This window comes from Myxococcus sp. CA039A (assembly GCF_013336645.1).
In the GTDB taxonomy this organism is placed as follows: Bacteria; Myxococcota; Myxococcia; order Myxococcales; family Myxococcaceae; genus Myxococcus; species Myxococcus llanfairpwllgwyngyllgogerychwyrndrobwllllantysiliogogogochensis.
Map to the genome: position 1 here is coordinate 44190 of NZ_JABUMQ010000004.1, position 17142 is coordinate 61331.

Below are 17142 nucleotides of genomic sequence, written 5' to 3' on the forward strand. Positions count from 1 at the left end.
CGACCCGGCGGGTTCACAAAGTGGAGTGCATGGTAGCGGGCCAGGCCCGGTATTGCACCTTCCCCCCGTCGCGCAGGGCAGGCAAGCGTCCAGGAGCCGATAGGTCGGAAGCTCCGGCGGATGCAATCACTTCGGCGGGGGTGCGTAGGGAAGAACAAGGAGGAGGTACCTAGACGATGTCGCGACCCGGAATCGCAGCCCTGCTGTCCTTTCTGATCCCCGGTGTGGGGCAGATCTACAACGGCGACATTCTGCGCGGTGTCTTCTGGCTCATCGTCACCCCGGGCTTCTGGATTGGCACCGGAGGGTGCCTGGGCTGGGTGTGCCACATCATTTCCGCCGCCACCGCGCACAACCGGGCGGAGGACAAAGAGAAATACCGCGTGACCATCGTCTAGCGACGAGGCTCGCGGGGCGCGGGGCGGCTCACAGGGGTGGTCGGCCCGCGCTTTTTTCTTCCGCTCAGCGAGAGAACAGCAGGATGAACGTGGGTATCGCGGCGACCAGCACACCCGCGATGAGCGCGAGCACCTGCTGCACGAAGAACACGTCCTCCAGCGTCTCCACCAGCGCGCCCTCCAGCCGGTCCACGGCGAGCGTCTCCAGTCCTCGCACCGCCGTCGCGGTGTCGGGCGCGGTGAGCACCGTGCGCAGGGCGACGGCGCCCAGGACACGGTAGGACTGCTCCATGAGGAAGCGCTCCAGGCGCTCCGTGCGGGAGGGCGGCCCGGTGCGCTCCTCGGGAAGCTCGCGCAGTTGCTCGGCCACGGAGTGCTCGATGGCTTGGATCAGCTCCTTGCGACCGAGCGGCCCCGTGCTTCGCAAACGCCGGGCGACATGGAGCGCGGCGGGCTTGAGCACCGCGTAGGCGTACCCCATCCAGCCGCGCTCCTGTGCCTCCTGGGCGAGCCGCGAGCCGACCCCGTTGAGCATCAGGGCGTACCCACCCGCCAGGGCCAGCGCGAACGGCGTGAGCCCCAGGCTGAGGGCTTCCAGCCAGCCAGGTGTCGGCGGCATGCCGAGCCAGCGCGGCGCCAGGACGAAGGTCCCCGCCAGGGCGAGCCCGAAGGCGCCGAAGAGGAAGAAGCCCTTCACCGCGCCCCACAGGCCCGAGCCCAGCAACGCGGGCACCACGCCCACGAGCATCCGCAATCCCGCGCGCGCCACGTCCTTCATGACGCGGCGCTGGTTCGTGGGAGGGGCCTCGGTCATTGGGTCCGGCTCGGACGACGTCGACACCGCGTCCAGCGGCTCGGCCGTGGTGCTCACCGCCAGCGTCGAATCACTGGACGGAAGCGCCGTGTCGAGCTGTCCGAAGGGACTCCGCTCCATCGACACCGCATTCACGGCGGCCTCTTCCGCGCCTGGCACTCCCGACGGTGCGGACTGCATCGTCGGAGCCTGGGAGCCCGTGTTCGTTTTCGCGGACGCGCTCACGCCACACGCTCCCGCGGCGACGTGTCCGCGTTCAGCTCCGCCAGGGCCCACCGGTCCACGTCCTCCGGCGACGGAGCCGGTGGCAGTGGCACCTTCACGTCCCGCCGCCTGCGCCACCACAGCAGGAGCGCCGCGCCTCCCAGGAGAACCGCGCCCAGCATGAGCCGAGGCAACAGCCACGCCATCGTCCCGGGACGCGGGGACTCACGCTCCGCCCACCAGGCATTCCAGCTCCCCGAGACCGCGAGCACTGCGGGAAACAGGGCTGCTGTCACCAGCGCCTTCTGCCCGGGGCCCGGAACGAGCGCCATCAGCCCGAGCCACACCGCGGCGATCCACAGCAGCATCCGGCCGAGGCGGAACTTCGACAAACTCAGCAGGACATTCGCACCGGGCGGAGGGCCCTGGGTGTTCAAGTGATGCACCTCACGGCCCCATCGTAAGGGCCGGGGGCGAGGGGTGAAAGCCACGGCCCGTGCACACGGCTCCGGGCCCGGGACGCACCGATTCCGACGCACTCCTCCGTCCAGCCGTCGACGCAGGGCTAGAACCCAGGCGCCTCAGCGCGACGTGACGGCGACGCGCTCCCATGCGGGCGGGTAGCGCGTCACCAGGCCCAGCTCATCCGTCTCCAGCTCGGCGACGAAGCTGCCGCCCCGGCTCTCGTACCGGAAGCGCGTGGGCGACAGCCGCGTGTAGCGCTGCGGCAGCGGCAACAGCGCCAGGTCCGGCATGCGCACCCATGCGGCGGTCACGTCGCTCGACTGCCCCACTTCCAACGACAGCCGACGGATGGGCAACGTGTTCGTCGAGGGCGTGAAGCCCAGGTCCACGTCCGTGCAGCCCCGAAACTGGGGGACCTCCTCGTCGCCGCGCCACCACCGCCGCTGCTCGTCCGCACGGAGGACGAGCGACTGTGACGTGCCGCCCCGGCGCAGCAGGATGCGCGCCTCCCGGGTCAGCCATCGTGAGTCGCACGCGACGGTGTACTCCGCGAGGAAGGGCGCCCCCTCCTCCGCGACCACCACGGAGCCCGCCAGCTCCCAGCCACCGTCGAGCTCACGCAGCTCGCAGTACTCGCTCCCGGGCTGGTCCTGGCGCGTCCATTGCCACGCGCGGAGACACCGCCGCTTCGAGTCCGGGTTCGCATCGCCCAGGGGAAAGGTCATGAGGAGAGCTCGCGGAAGAAGAGCGTCGGCGCCTCGCCGAAGTCGAGTGGACCCTAGGCATCGACGGCCGGGTCGTCTTGCTCATTCTTGCGCTCATTGTTCGCGAGCACACCCCGCCCGTGCTGGCCGTGTCCCCGCCGCCCGAGACACGCGGCCCCGCTCAGACGCTCGCCGAGCGAAGCGCCGTGAGCAGCTCCTGGGCCGTCGTGGCCACCGCGCGCGCACCGTGCGCATGCAACTCCTCCGCGTCCCGGAAGCCCCACGTCACGCCCACGCCGTACATGCCCGCCGCGCGCGCAGTGTCCATGTCCACGGCCGTGTCGCCCACGAAGCCGCACACGCCAGGGGCCAGCTCCAGCTCCGCCGCCATCCCCAGCACCGCCGTCGGGTCCGGCTTGCGAGGCACGCCCGGCCGCTCGCCGTACACCCGCGCGAAGGCCACACCCGGCAACAGCCGCTCCACCAGCCGCTTCACGAAGCTGTCCGACTTGTTGCTCAGCACGCCCATCACCACGCCCTCTTCCGCGAGCGTCGCCAGCAGCGCGGGGATGCCGGGGTAGGACGCCGTCCTATCGAAGAGGTGCTCGTCGTAGTACGCGCGATACGTCTCCAGCACCGGCGCGGCCAGGTCCTCGCGGCCCGCGGGCACCGCCCTGCGCGCCAGCTCCCGGACTCCCTCACCGACGAAGCGGCGATAGGCGGACTCTGGATGCGTGGGCAGGCCGTGGTGCGCCAGCGCGTGGTTCATCGCGTCGGCGATGTCCCCCAGCGAATCCACCAAGGTCCCATCAAGGTCGAAGAAGACGGCACGAAGCTGCATGAGATGAGGTCTCCGGAAAAAACAAAAACGCCCCGGCCGAAAGGGCCAGGGCGTTCAGGGCTTCGAGGCCCGTTCAGCAATCGCTCAGGGCGTGACGGCCGCGGTGGTGGCGTCGTCCGGTCCGGCGACGGTCATCACCGCGAAGTTGATGTTGTTGTAGCCGGCCGTGGCGCAGCTGAACATCACCCGCTTGATGATGGCGTACTCCACATCCTTGTGCGCCTGGATGTTGATGTCGCCCTTGAACGTGTTGGCGTCGTCGTTCGCCATCGCGTGCAGGTCCTCGAACTGCTTCTTCATGTCCCGCAGCTTCTCTTCCAGCGCGGGGATGTTGAGGTACTCGTCCTTGGAGAAGTCCTCCACGCGACCGACGATGGTGCCGGACACGCTCACCTGCTCGCCGGACACCATGACGACCGGGTGCATCTCCACTTCCTGGACGTGGACCGCCTCGGGAAGCTGGATGTCCTTGGTCATCATCAGCACCTCACCCGTCGCGGAGAAGTTCGCGATGAGGAAGAGCACGATGATGACGAACATGTCGACCAGCGGGGTGATGAGCAGGTCGGCGTAGCCGTTGCGCTTCCCGTGGACGCCGTGCCCGAACACCTTGGAGTGCTGGAGGCGCTTGCCAAACCGCTTGCCTGGAACCTTGATGGCCATGACTGAGAGTGGCTCCGTGCTCGGCTAGCCCATCGCCGCGGACACCGACACCTGGGGCAACCCAGAGCCGATGCACTCGTCGATGATGCGGACCAGGTCCTCGTAGCGGACCTTGTCTTCGGGCTGAAGGGTGATGGCTGTCTGGTCCGGAAGCTGCGCCTTCAACTCCTTGAAGCGCGCCACCAGCTTGGACAGGTCCGTCTTGCCCTTGCCGTCCTTGGTGAGGGGGATGGGGTCGAACGTGCTCTGGTCCGCCGACAGCCGAAGCTCCGACGGGGTGATGAGCAGCGTCAGTTGAACCGTCTTGGTCTCCGTCGGCGGCTGCTCCTCCTCCGTGGAGGGACCTCCCGCCTGGGAAACTTGAAGTCGGCCAATCTGAGTCCAGACCGCCGTCATGATGAGGAAGCTGATGGTCACTGCCATCAGGTCGATGAATGCGGTCAGGTTGATGGCGGTATCGAGCGGCTTCTTGCCACCCTTACCACCTTGCCCTGTGTCCATTCCGCCGGCCATGGCGTTCTCCTCCTACGGCCCCGCGCGGTGAAGCGCGGCAAGAGACTGAAAGGGGCGCGCCGTTGTCCCCACGCTATGTGGGGGACAGGACAGCGCGCCCGGGTTCCGGGTTCCCTCCAGGGAGCCCGACTCAGTCGTCGTGGTGGTCCCGAGCGGCGGGGACGTTCAGGTTCTTGAACTTGTCCTTGTTCGCCACGATGAGGTTCAGCACGGAGACGCTGGTCTCGTTGATGTCGTTCACCAGCGACTGGGTGCGGCCCATCAGCACGGAGAAGGCGATGAGGCACGGAATGGCCGTCACCAGCCCGAAGCCCGTGCAGTTCATGGCTTCGGAAATACCGTTGGCGAGAATGGTCGCCTTGTCGGCCGGGTTCACGTTCGCCACGGCCTCGAAGCAGGAGATGAGACCCGACACGGTGCCGAGCAGACCGGCGAGCATGGCCGCGTTGCCGAGCATCGCCAGGTAGCCGCTGCGGGCCTCCAGGCGGGGCGTCTCGCGCAGGGTGGCCTCGTCCAGCGCCGCCTGCACTTCGTCCTGGCCCTTGGGGACGTTCATCAGGCCGGCCTTGATGACGCTCGTCAGCGGCGTCGACTTCTGGCCCGCCACGTAGTTGATGGCCTTGTCCAGGTCACCCGCGTAGATGTGCTTCTTGAGTCCACGGAGGAAGGCTTCCTTGTTGATGGACGCCTTGCCGAAGAGAATGATCGTGCGCTCGACCATGATGGACAGGGCCACCACGAGACAAGCGGCGATGGGATACATACCCCACTGACCGGCCTCCCAGCGCCTGGCGACCTCTTCGAAGAAGCCCCGCTCGGGACCACCAGCGTTCGCGAGCACGGCCAGATTCGTCAAAAACCCCAGGTTCATCGCGTCTTGCCTCCACGGCGGCTTGGCCCGGCGCTCCGGACCTTCCAGAACCTGTCGCCCCCCCGGGCGTGCGCCCCAGATGTATGGGCGGCAGGAATGGATGTTGAAAACGGTGGTGCCGACTTTAGGAATGGCTGTCTGGGGTGTCAAGGCAGGGGCCCTGGCGTTAAGTGCTGAAATCTCACAGGAATTTTGCGCTGGAGTACCCCTTGCCAGCATGGACTCCAGGCAGCAGTACGGGCCTTTTGGGGGGCTTCCCAAGAAGGGGGCGTTGTGTCAGCGCGCGCTTCCGAGCCCAGGGAACGCATGCTAATGCCGGCGCATGGCGAGGAAGCGCATTGGCGAGCTGCTGCTGGAGCAGCGGGCGATCAGCGTCGCCCAGCTCGAGGCGGGGCTCGCGGCCCACCGGAAGTCAGGGCAGCGGTTGGGGGCGACACTCATCGCCCAGGGAGCGATCACCGAGGCGACGCTTTCGAGCGCGCTGAGTCAGGCGCTCGGGATGCCGCAGGTGGACCTGGCGGCGGTGACTCCGGAGTGGGCGGCGGTGCACATGCTGCGCCCCCGCTTCTGCGAGCAGCACGACCTGTTCCCCATCGCACTGGAGAGCGTGGGCGGGCGGCGGCAGCTCGTCGTCGCGATGAGTGATCCACTCAACGTACCGGCGGTGGAGGAGATCGAGTTCACCACCGGACTCAAGGTGAGCGTGCGCGTGGCGGCGCTGTCCGCCGTGCGGGGCGCCATCCTGCGCTACTACCACAAGGTCCCCGTGGCTCCGGCGAGTGGCACGGCCGCGAAGCCCGCGCCGTCCGCACGCGCGCGCCCCATCGCCGCGCCCGCGGTGAAGCCCGCTGCATCGGCCCCGCCGCCTGGCGAGCCTGGCGAGGACGAGGATGAGGTCATCGTCGGCGAGGAGCTGCCGCCCGGTGAGACGACCCAGCGCACCTCGCTCGCGGAGTTGATCCGCACGCGGGAGGAGCAGCGCAAGCAGAAGCGCGAGCAGGCCGCGGCGAAGCCCAAGCCCGCGTCGGGTGGCGGGGTGCTCGACGACCTGGACTACCTCTTCGGGCAGGCCCGCGAGGACCCGGACCGGGTGGAGGAGCTGGAGCGCAAGTTCTGGGCGCTGATGCGCATCATGGCGCGCAAGGGGCTGCTGTCGAACGAGGAGTTCAGCCGCGAGCTGGACGACGAGGGCGAGGACAAGGGCGGCTGAACCGCGCCGCTCGTGCCCTGGGTGCTGGCGTGACACGGCGGGCTCGGTCGTCCGCCGGCTCGCCTGGGGTATTCGGGGGCGTGGGTGTCGTGGGCTGAAACCGACTTCGGGGCTGGCGCGTAAGGGAGGGAGAACCCCCGCGCGGCGGGCGTGTCCGGAGAGGCTCCAGCCCATGTCGTCCGTCATCGTCACCTCACGCTCTTCCCGTTCCCGTTCCTGGGGCGCGCCAGGGCGCCTGCTGTTATCCATGGCCTTCGCGGTGCTCGCGGCATGCACCCAGGCGAGCGGTGCGGCCACTGGCGGCGCGGGCACGCTCGAAGCAGGGACGCGCTCCACGGCGGGGGATTCCCGCCGCTACGAGAAGCCCGCCGACGCGGAGCTGCGACGCACCCTCTCCCCGACTGCGTACGAAGTGACGCAGAAGGAGGCGACCGAGCCACCGTTCCGCAACGCGTACTGGAACCACCACGAAGAGGGGCTCTACGTCGACGTCGTCACCGGCGAGCCGTTGTTCTCCTCCAAGGACAAGTTCGACTCCGGCACGGGCTGGCCCAGCTTCACGCGTCCGATTGACGCGGCCCACGTGGTGGAGAAGCGGGACTCGAGCCTGGGCATGGCGCGCGTCGAGGTCCGCTCGAGGGCAGGGGATTCCCACCTGGGCCACCTGTTCGACGACGGTCCCCAGCCCACGGGGCAGCGCTACTGCATCAACTCCGCGTCCCTGCGCTTCGTGCCGGTGAACGACCTGGAGAAACAAGGGTACGGCGAGTGGTTGACGCTGTTCGGCCGCAAGCCGGTGAGCGCGACGCCCGCGAAGGTCGACCTGAACAAGGCGCTCGCCGCGTCGGGGGTGACGGAGACGGCGCTGCTGGCGGGAGGTTGTTTCTGGGGGATGGAGGACCTGCTCCGCAAGATTCCGGGCGTGCTCCAGACAGACGTCGGCTACACGGGCGGCGGCCTGGAGAAGCCGACGTATCAAGACGTGAGCTCGGGACGGACGGGACACGCGGAGTCGGTGCGCGTCGTGTTCGACCCGAAGGTGTTGAGCTTCGCCACGCTGCTGGAGGACTGGTTCTTCCGCATGCACGACCCGACGACGCTCAACCGCCAGGGCAACGACGTGGGCACGCAGTATCGCTCGGCCATCTTCGTGCTGTCCGACGAGCAGCGCCGCGTCGCCGAGGAAGTGAAGACCCGCGTCAACGCCTCCGGGAAATGGAAGCGCCCTGTCGTCACCCAGGTGGTTCAAGCAGGCGAGTTCACGCCCGCCGAGAGCTACCACCAGGACTACCTCGTGAAGAATCCAGGCGGATACACCTGCCATTACATGAGGGACTGAGAAACAGGGGCCCCGGCCGAGTGATACAAGTCTCGTATCCCGGGGAAAGCGCGTGGAGGGGCCCGGCTCGCGACACCGAGTCGGGGCGACAGGCGTGTCTCCGAGGCACTCCACGCACGGGGTGATGCTGACTCAAGGCAGGTGATGTGGGAGTGCGGCTATGCTGCGCGGATGATCTGCCCAGTCTGCGCGCGGTTCCGCGACAAGGCATCGGGGGGCGAGTGTCCGGAGTGTGGAGCCACCCTCCAGCCCGTCACCGAGCCGCACTTCGATGCACTCGTCAAGAAGGCCCTCTGGCGACGCATCCAGGACTGGCGTAGCGACGCACTCCTCGATGAGTCGACGGCGCTCCGACTGGAGCAGTCGCTCGACGCGATGGCGACGCCCTTCGATGCCCCCTCTTCCGCAGCCGTTGTCGCCGTGGACGTGCAGGCCGTCGGACACGACACCGTCGTGGCGGAGGCGCAACCACTGGACTCCGCCGCGCGCGTAGAGGCCTGGGCGGATGGCGTCGCGGCATCGGCGCAACGCGCGGGAGGCTGGAGCTTCTTCGGCTGGGGCGCGGCGCTCGCGCGCTCGTTGGATGAGGCCGCGAAGGAGGAGCGAGCGCAGGCGGCGCGGGGGCCGCGAGGAGACAGGGACGCGAGCGAGGACGACCTCGGCTCGGCGCTGGGCTCCGGACAGTCCCTCTTCGCCCGGGACGCCTCGGGTGCGCTCGGTGGCGGACTGGAAGCCGTCGTCGCGCTCGACGCGCAATCGGAGAACACGCCCCGGCTGAACGATTTCATCTGGTGGTTCCTCGGCGCGGTGCTGGTGCTCGGCGGCTCGCTCATGGGCGTCCGCGAGGCGTGGCGGGCGCTGGGTGGCGTGCCTCGACAGCTCCTGGTGACGGGTGCGTTGTGGGGTTACCACGCGGGCTTCATCGGGCTCGGCGTGTTCCTGTCGCGGCGCTCGATGCCCGTGGGCCGCGTCCTGTCGGGCATCGGACTGGCGCTGCTCCCCGTGGCGTTCATCGCGCTGTCCTCGCTGGTGGCGCTGTCGCCCCTTCTGGGCCTTCCCGTCGCGCTCGGGGTCGCCGCGCTGGGGATGGTGCCGTTGAGGTCCGCGGGGAGGCTGTTGCATGGCACGTCCGCGACCGCGCTCGCGGTGGCCCTGTTCCCGTCGCTGCTCGCGGGCCTGCCGCTGATGGGACTCGACGAGGCACCGTGGCTGCGTGTGCTCTGCGCCTCCGCGGGCGTGGTGGCGCTCGGGGCCACGGTGTGGCGTTCGCGAAAGGAGACGTCCGCGAACACGCTGCTCGTCAGCGCGAGCGCGGCGCTCTATGGCGCGCTCTGGCTCGCGGTGTTCGCCGTGTCGAGCGGCCCCTCGGGGTTCGATGACCTGCAACCGGGCGGCGCGCTGTTCGCGGGGATGACGCTCTGGGCACAGGCCATCGCCACGGTCATCGCGGTGGCGGCGACCACGCACTTCGCGCGAGAGGCCCTGCCCCGTGCGAGCGCCGTGCTGGAGACCGTGGCGCACGCGGTGCTGGCCGCGGGCGCGCTTGCGGGAGCCATCACCGCGTTCTCCGTGGGGACCGGTGAAGACCTCCAGGTCGATGGCGCGTCGGCGCTCGCGCCGGTACTCGCCGCCGGGGTCTTCTTCCTGCTGGAGTCGCGGCGTCGGGCCCTGGTGCATCCCGGGGTCATGGCCACGCTCCTCGCGGGAGCACTGCTCGCGCGGACCCTGGCTCCGGGAGAGCCGGGCTGGTGGGTGTTCGGAGGCGCTGCGGCGGCTTCGGCGCTGATGCTCTCGGCGCGACGAAGCCAGTCCTCGATGCTGAGCATCCGGCTGCTGACGTGGAGCATCGTCAGCACGCTGGTGTCGCTGCCGCTCGTGTCCTGGATGGAGGGCGAGGGCGAAAGCTCACCGTGGCCCCGAGTCTTCACGGGCCTGGTCATCGCCGTGGCCGCGCACCTGGCGGGAGGTTGGCGCTGGCGGGGGCTGCACTACCTGGGCGGAGCCGCCGCGCTGTTCGGCGCACTGGCCTTCGTCGATGGAACCTCGTGGCTCTCGGGTGACTGGAGTCGCCTCGCGGTCTTCGCGCTCGTGAGCGCGCTGTACGGTGTCGCGGGGCTCTTGCAGTACGCGTGGGCCCAGCCGTCGTCGCCCCATGATGCGCTGTTGCCACTGGACGACGTGTCGCTGGTGATGGCCTCGGCGGGAGTGTTCCTCGCCATCGGCGTCGCGCCCGTGCCGCCGGACCTGCTGATGTCCGTCGCCGCGTTGCCGGGTGGGGTGCTCATCGCGCTTCCCACGGCGCTGGTCTCGCTGGAGTTGTTGCTGAGAGCGCGCCGTGACGGCACCCGCATCGTGAGCATCATCGCGGCCACGGGCGTGGCGCTCGTCGTGTCCCAGGTGCTGGGCACCGTCTTCGACTTCGCATCGGCGCGTTCCGCGCTGGGCTCGGCGGCCGTGGCATTCGGCTTCGCGCTCTTCGCGACGCTGCGCCCGCGTCCTCCCGTCGTCGACCCGGCGGCGGCTCCTGGCGCGCTTCGCGACTTCTGGGGTCGGGGGGTGTTCGCCCTCGTCCGGTTGCCGCTCGGTGCTCGCGGGCTTTCGCTCTACACGGATGGCTTCGCCACGGCCGCGCTGGTGCAGGCCATCATCGCGACCGTCACCCTGGTCCAGTGGCTCCCCTTCCCCGCCGATGCCGAGCGCGGCACGTGCCTGCTCGCGGGCGGACTGCTCATCCTGACCGCGCTCCTGGCGTTCGGGTCGCGCGGCTTCAAGGACTGGGAGTTGCGAGGCTCGGTGGTGACGCTCGCGGCGATGGGCGGGTTCATCGCGCTGACGGCCATCATCAATCGCGCGGGCCATCCCTTGCCACCGGATGTCGTGGCGCGGCGGCTTCCGCTCATCGGCATCGCGGTCTGGGGCATCGCACTGGCGACGAGGCGCTTCGGCCCGTGGCTGGCGAAGCGGCTGGAGCGACCCTCGCACGGCCCGCTGTACCACGCGGTGCCCCACGTGGGCGTGGCGGCGCTGGCGCTCGTGCTCTTGAAGGGCGCGGTCCTGGTCGGCCTGCCGTCCGCGTCACACGCGCTGGGAATCACGCCTCCGCTGCTGGTGCTCGGCGCGACGGTGCTGGTGCTGCTGCTCGCGACCTCGTTCCGCGCGGTGTTGCTCGCGAACCTGGGGTTGTACCTGGGGCTGGCTGGTGCCGCGCTCTGGGCCGCGAGACAGTCGCTGCTCGGGCCTTCGCTCGTCGCGCTGGCGCCGCCCGATGGCGAGTGGGTGCGCGTGGGCGCCGAGGGCTATCACTGGCTCACGGAAGCGGCGTGGCTCGCGCCCGGCGACAGCGTATTCCTCCTGTGGCAGCGAGCCTTCGCGGGCATCGCCGCCGCGGGGCTCGTCTATGCCGTGGCGTCGCTCAGGGGTCTTCCCGAGCAGTTCCGACACCTGCTGCATCGTCGCTCCGTCACGGCGGTGTGGCTGGTGGGGCTCGCGGCGCTCTTCCAGCCCGGGCTCACCGCGGCGGGCCTCGTCTGCGCGACGGGGGTGGTGTTGTTCGTCGGTGGAGCCCGAGCGCAGGGGCGCGGTGTGCTGGGCGCAAGCATCCTCCTCTTGGTGCATGCGTTGGCGCACCGGGTGGATATCTTCGAGGTATGGCCGGGCCCCGTGCTCGCGCTGGTGGGACTCGCGGTGGTGACAGTGGGCCCGTGGATTGCGCACAAGCGCGGCCTGTCCGAGGGCGCGACGCGCGTCCGCATCCAGCAGGCGATGGCCGTCTATCTCATCGCCGCGACGGTGTACGCGCTGGCGGTGAACGGCACCACGTCGTCGACGCTCGCGGCGCTCAACCTGCTCGGGGAGATGTTCATCGGACTGGGTGGCTCGTGGATGGTGTCGCCGGCCTTCCCGGTGACGCTGTGGCTCATCGCGGCCTCCCTGCTGGTGGCGGCGTTCCGATGGAAGGGCGCGTTCGCATCGCTCGTGGCATCAGCCGGCACCTGGGTGGCGGGCAGCGCGGTGCTGGCTTCGTTCATGGCCGGGTTCACGATTCGCGCGAGCCTCAGCGGCCCCTGGCTGCGCTATGGGGACCTCTTCATCGTCCACGGCGCGGTGCTGGCCCTGGCGTCCGCGGGGGCCGTGGTGGCCCTGCAGACCGCGCAGCGGTGGACACGAGCGCGCCGGGCGGACGTCGCGGTGGGGATGACGTGGGGGCGGGACGCGTGGCTCGTGGCGACGGGGGTGATGCTCGCCGCGCTGGCGGTAAGCGGCAATGCGCCCCAGGAGTCGCTGACGACGGCCATCGCGGCCATCGGGCTGGCGGTGCTGGTGGCGCTGCACTGCGCCTGGGTGGAGCACACCGGGCGGCACGTGTACTTCGTGCAGCTCGCGGTGGTGGGCGTCTACGCGCTCGTGCGCAGCCTGTATGCGCCGGGCCTGCGGGCCGAGCATGACGCCCTCTTCGCGCTGGCGCTGGGCTTCACGCTCGTCGGAGTGACGGTGATGGCGCGACGGGCGGGAGTGCGCCCGGTGGAGGCGGCGACCCGTCGCTTCGCGGCGCTATTGCCCATTGGAATGGCGTTCGTGCTGCCGGGCGAGGCGACGCAGGAGGCGGCGTTGCTCGCGGGTGGCTCGGGGCTCCTGTACGCGGCGCTGGGGGCGGTGGAGCGCAGCCGGATGTTCGGCGCCTTCGCGGCGGCGGCGTGCAACCTGGCGCTGCTCATCGCCGCGCTGGCCTTCGGACTGGAGGGGCTGGAAATCTATCTGGCGCCGCTGGGCTTGTTGCTGCTGATGCTGGGACAGCTCTTCACGGGGAGCCTGCCGCACGCGGCGCGCAACACGGTGCGGATTCTGGGGGGCCTGCTGCTGTACGTGCCCGCGGCGGCGAAGCTGGCGATGCGGGTGGGCGAGTCACCGGACGGCACGTATGCGCTCATCTTCGGCGGCGTCTGCCTGCTGGGCGTCGCGGTGGGGATGGCGTTGCAGATTCGCGCGTACCTCGCGCTGGGCACGCTGTTCCTCACGCTGGACGTGGTGGCCAACCTGCTCGACGCGGGCCTGAGGGACCACCGCATCGGCTTCCTGGTGATGACGCTCACCGGCCTCACCGTCATCGGCGGGCGCGTCCTGACGACCCTGAAGCGCCAGGAATGGGACCTGCTCATGCGAAGGGTGCGCGTGCAGCTCCGGGGATGGGACTGACCGGACGCCTCGCCGCTGTCAGTCCACCGACAGCGGCAGTCGCACGGAGAAGGTGGTGCCCGCGCCCACGGTGCTCGTAACCGTGAGCCGGCCGCCGTGGTTCTCCACGATGCCCTGGCAGATGGAGAGCCCCAGGCCCGTGCCCTTGCCCTCCGGCTTCGTGGTGAAGAAGGGCTCGAAGATGCGCTGGAGGTGCTTGGGGTCGATTCCCGTCCCCGAGTCCCTCACCGACACCACCGCCTCCTGACCCTCGCGCCGCGTCGTCAGGAACACCGCGCCGCCCGGCTGCATCGCATGGCACGCGTTGGTGATGAGGTTGACGAACACCTGCACCAGGTTGGCGCGCACGGCCGACAGCGGCGGTAGCTCCGTGTACTCCCGGTGCACGCTGACGCGCGCCTGCGCCACCACGTGCTCACAGAAGCCCACCGCCATGTCCACCACGGCGTTGAGCTGTACCCGCTCCGGCCTGTCCTGCGCCGGCCGCGCGTAGCTGACCAAATCCCTGGTGAAGCGAAGGATGCGGTGGCTGCTCTCCAGAATCTTCCGCAGCTTCTCCTGGTCCGCGGGATTCGCCCCCGGCGTCGTCCGCGAGCGCTGGAGCAGCGCGTCCGCGTACGTGGCCACCGCCGTCATCGGGTTGTTGATTTCATGCACCACGCTGGCCGCGAGCTGACCGATGGACGCGAGCTTCTCCGCGTGGATGATGCGCTTCTCCAGCTCCTTCACCACCGTGATGTCCTGGCCGATGGCGATGACGCCGTCCACCTCGCCATGGTGCGCAAGCCTCGAGGACGTGGCGAACGACACCCGCACCTCGTTGCCGTCGCGCGACAACAGCCGCGTCTCGAAGCTGTTCACCGACTCACCGCGAAGCGCGGCGGCGATGACCTGGGACAGCCGCAGGTGCTCGTTCTCCGGCACCAGCCAGAAGAGGTCCTTGCCCAGCACGTCTTCCTTCCGGAAGCCCGTCAGCGCGCTGAGCGCCTGGTTGAACACCACCACCTGCTGCTCCCGGTTGGCGACGAGGATGAGCGCGTTCGCCTTCTCCAGCAGGTCCTCCAGGTACTTGCGCACGAACGTCAGCTCGTCGATGAGCTTCGCGTTCTTCACCGCCACCGCCACCTGGCTGGCGAGCTGGAGCAACACGCGCTCGTCGTGCTGGATGTCCGCGTCCAGCCCCTCCGGATACTCCATGTTGATGGCGCCGAAGAGCTGCCCGCTCGCCACCAGCGGCGCGCTCACGCCGTGCGTGCTGCCCAGGAACAGGAGCGGCACCTCGCTCAGCACCGTCACGCGGCCCGTCGTCGGCAGCGTCGAGCGTCCCAGGTTCAGCTTCTCCACCGCGCGCTGCAACAGCACCAGCGGCTCGTGCGCGCCTTCCTTCATCCGGCCTTCCGCGTAGAGCGACGTCAGCCCGCCGGTGCGCGAGTCGGTGATGCGGATGCAGAACGAGCGCCCGGGGAACAGCTCCTTCACCCCGCGCGCCACCGCCGCCACCAGCTCCTCCTCGCCGCCGACCTCCGCCACGCTGCGGCCCAAATCCAGCAGCACGCCTTCGGTGCGCGCCTGCTCCAGCAGCGCCCGCTCCGCCATCACCAGCCGGCTGCGCGCCAGCTCCGGGTCGTTCCGGGCCCGCACAGCCACCACGTCACCCCGGCGCGACATCGTCAGCACTGCGCCCGGCTTGCCCGCGAGCGGCAGCTCCATGTCGCAGCTGGAGCCATCCACGGGCACGGCCGCCACCGCCAACGCGCGCGCGACATCCTCCACCGTCGCCTGGTGGTCCGCGCAGAAGCGATGGAAGGCCTCGTTGACCGCCACCAGCCGCAGCATCGGGTCACACAGGGCCGCGGGGGCGTCGAGCGCCTCGAAGAAGGCCTGGAACGACTCGGGGCCCGGGCCGCCGGGGATTCGCACGGCGCGGGTGTCAGTCTTCATGGGAGGTCGCCTTGTCCAGGTCGAGAATCTGCTGCTCCCCCATGTACGCCTTCGTCTCGTAGCGGGTGATCTTCCCAATCTTCCGGACGATCTCCGCCATGCGCTCCGCCTCGCGGTAGATGATGTCCACCGGCTTCCAGGCGAAGTCCTCTTCCTTCAACTTGCGCTTGAGCAGCTCCGCGTAGCCCATCACCGACGTGAGGGGCTGGTTGAGCTCGTGCGCCGCGGTGCCGGCGAGCGCGACGATGACGGCGCTCTTCTCGCTCTCCTCCAGCCGGGTCTCCGCGTCCGACAGCTTGCGCTCCAGCTTCATCCGGTCGCGCATGTCCGTGAAGATGCCGACGCTGAAGACCTCGCGCCCGCCCTCGTACACGAGCGACGCCGTCATGTTGACCGGCACCCGCTCTCCGGCGCGGTTCACCAGCTCCTCGCGCGTGAGCGACATACGGCCCTTGCCACCGTGCTCCGGCCCTCGGAGCGTGGACATGATTCGCCGCGCGACGCCCTGGGGATAGAGCTGCTCCACGGTGACGCCCGCCATCGCCTCCTGCGCGGTGTAGCCCACCAGTGCCTCCGCGCCCTTGTTGAAGAGGATGATGCGCCCCTTCAGGTCGGCGGCGATGATGGCGTCCACCGACGAGTCGATGAGCCGCTCCAGGAAGTCCTTCGTCTGGCGCAGCTCGTCCTCCAGCCGCCGCGCGTCGGTGACGTCGCGGAACGACAGGATGGTGGCCGCGTCCTCGTCACGCAGCGGAGCGGCCGACATGGACAGCGTCAGCCGACGCCCCGTCGCCGTGCGCACCTCCACGTCCACGCCCGAGCGCGCCTCGCCTCGCGACGCCGCCGTCACCAGCTCCATCAGCACGCCGTCATCCACCGGCTGCGTCACCTGATGCAGATGCCGCCCCCGAGCCTCGGGCGCCGGCAGGTCCAGCATCGCCGCGCCGGAAGGATTCAGGGACAGCACGCTCGCCTTGTCGTCGAGGATGGCCACGCCCTCGCTGACGTGCGCGAAGAAGAGCTGGTAGGGCTTGAAGGAGGCCGCCTGCTCCTCGGCGGCCAGACGCGCCGTCTTCTCCGCCTCCGTCTGCCCCCTCACCGACTGGAGCACCGAGGCGTTGCGCAGCGCCACCGCCGTGGCATGCGCCACCGTGGTGAGGAAGTCGATTTCCCGCGAGGTGAACGTGCGCCGACGCCCCGCCGCGCGCAGCAGCAGCACGCCTCGCACCTGCCCCCGGATGGGCAGGGGCAGCGCGGCGATGGCGTGGATGCCGCGCGCCGCCACGGCCCTGCGCTCCACGTCGCCCAGCAGCGGATGCGTGGGCGCCTCCTCCATCACCACCGGACGACCCGTGCGCATGACTTCGCGAATCTCCGGGTAGCGCGACAGCTCGATGCGCAGGTCCTTGAGCGTCGGGTCATCGCTGGCCGCGACGATGACGCCCTCGTCCGCGTTGCGACCGAGCATCACCAGCGTGGCGCGCGCGATGTCCAGCTTCTCCGCCAGCCGGCGCGTGACACCATGCAGCAGCGCCTCCACGTCGGACGTCTCCGCGTAGTCCGCCGTCAGCTCCAGGAGGAGCGCCAGGTCTTCCTGACCGCGCTCCTGTCCCTCGCGCTCCAGGTGACGCCCGGCGGCGCGGTGGAGCCGGAAGACCAGCTCGTGCGGCGACACCGGGATGGTGAGCACGTCCGCGGGCCTCAGGGGCTCCGCGGCGGAGAAGCCCTGCTCGGTCGGTTCCACCAGCGCCACCAGCGTGATGTGCGAGGCGCGAGGTGAGTCGAGCAGGGTGCGAAGCGCGGGGCCACTGTCTGGCGAGGTGAGGTCCACCAGCGCCAGCGCGGCCCCCTCCACGCCATCCACCACGCGGAGACCCGCACGCGCGGCAGCGGCCGCGAGCAGCTCACGTGCGGGTGAGGCCGGAGGCACCAGGGTGATGCCGAGAGCGAATTCCAGCGAAGACGGCACGTGGAGGGTCGGGGCGG

The 17142-nt window shown here is 69.8% G+C and carries 13 protein-coding genes; 4 read left to right on the forward strand and 9 right to left on the reverse strand.

Going from position 1 to position 17142, the window contains the following annotated elements; translation table 11 throughout:
• Positions 1-176: 176 nt before the first annotated feature.
• Positions 177-398, forward strand: coding sequence for a hypothetical protein (locus HR086_RS01085; RefSeq protein WP_141642167.1), 222 nt, complete (start codon positions 177-179; stop codon positions 396-398).
• Between the two features lie 64 nt (positions 399-462).
• On the opposite strand, the gene HR086_RS01090 is transcribed toward HR086_RS01085, so the two are convergent.
• The 7 genes from HR086_RS01090 to HR086_RS01120 form a co-directional block, all read right to left on the reverse strand.
• Positions 463-1437 carry a hypothetical protein gene (locus HR086_RS01090; protein ID WP_373564243.1) on the reverse strand — a complete coding sequence of 325 codons (975 nt, stop codon included), beginning with the start codon at positions 1435-1437 and terminating at the stop codon, positions 463-465.
• A complete protein-coding gene (locus HR086_RS01095) occupies positions 1434-1853 on the reverse strand; it encodes a hypothetical protein (RefSeq protein ID WP_174464589.1) in 420 nt (139 codons plus the stop codon). Before HR086_RS01095 ends, HR086_RS01090 begins: the two co-directional genes overlap by 4 nt.
• 144 nt (positions 1854-1997) lie before the next feature.
• Positions 1998-2606: a putative glycolipid-binding domain-containing protein gene (locus tag HR086_RS01100; protein WP_174464590.1), complete on the reverse strand. Its 609-nt coding sequence runs from the start codon at positions 2604-2606 to the stop codon at positions 1998-2000.
• A gap of 160 nt (positions 2607-2766) precedes the next feature.
• On the reverse strand, positions 2767-3426 hold the full coding sequence (locus HR086_RS01105; protein WP_141642170.1) for an HAD family hydrolase: 660 nt from the start codon (positions 3424-3426) through the stop codon (positions 2767-2769).
• An 84-nt stretch (positions 3427-3510) separates the two neighbouring features.
• Complete coding sequence (locus HR086_RS01110; protein WP_141642171.1) at positions 3511-4089, reverse strand: biopolymer transporter ExbD; 579 nt, start codon at positions 4087-4089, stop codon at positions 3511-3513.
• Positions 4090-4113: 24 nt separating this feature from the next.
• Positions 4114-4602 (reverse strand): biopolymer transporter ExbD, encoded by a 489-nt coding sequence (locus tag HR086_RS01115; protein WP_141642172.1) that lies wholly within the window; start codon positions 4600-4602, stop codon positions 4114-4116.
• Positions 4603-4732: 130 nt separating this feature from the next.
• The gene (locus tag HR086_RS01120) at positions 4733-5473 is read right to left on the reverse strand and encodes a MotA/TolQ/ExbB proton channel family protein (RefSeq protein ID WP_141642173.1); all 741 of its coding nucleotides are present in this window, start codon (positions 5471-5473) and stop codon (positions 4733-4735) included.
• A 322-nt stretch (positions 5474-5795) separates the two neighbouring features.
• On the opposite strand from HR086_RS01120, the gene HR086_RS01125 reads away from it, so the two are divergent.
• From HR086_RS01125 to HR086_RS01135, 3 genes are all read left to right on the forward strand, one after another.
• Entirely contained in the window at positions 5796-6683 is an 888-nt protein-coding gene (locus tag HR086_RS01125) for a general secretion pathway protein GspE (RefSeq protein WP_174454006.1), read from the forward strand.
• A 247-nt stretch (positions 6684-6930) separates the two neighbouring features.
• The gene (locus HR086_RS01130) at positions 6931-8022 is read left to right on the forward strand and encodes a bifunctional methionine sulfoxide reductase B/A protein (protein WP_174464591.1); all 1092 of its coding nucleotides are present in this window, start codon (positions 6931-6933) and stop codon (positions 8020-8022) included.
• A gap of 171 nt (positions 8023-8193) precedes the next feature.
• Complete coding sequence (locus HR086_RS01135) at positions 8194-13215, forward strand: hypothetical protein (protein WP_174464592.1); 5022 nt, start codon at positions 8194-8196, stop codon at positions 13213-13215.
• Between the two features lie 18 nt (positions 13216-13233).
• On the opposite strand, the gene HR086_RS01140 is transcribed toward HR086_RS01135, so the two are convergent.
• Positions 13234-15156, reverse strand: a complete 1923-nt coding sequence (locus tag HR086_RS01140) for an ATP-binding protein (RefSeq protein ID WP_174454004.1) — start codon at positions 15154-15156, stop codon at positions 13234-13236.
• Positions 15146-17125: a PAS domain S-box protein gene (locus HR086_RS01145; protein WP_141642178.1), complete on the reverse strand. Its 1980-nt coding sequence runs from the start codon at positions 17123-17125 to the stop codon at positions 15146-15148. The genes HR086_RS01140 and HR086_RS01145 overlap by 11 nt, the downstream gene beginning before the upstream one ends.
• Between the last annotated feature and the right edge of the window lie 17 nt (positions 17126-17142).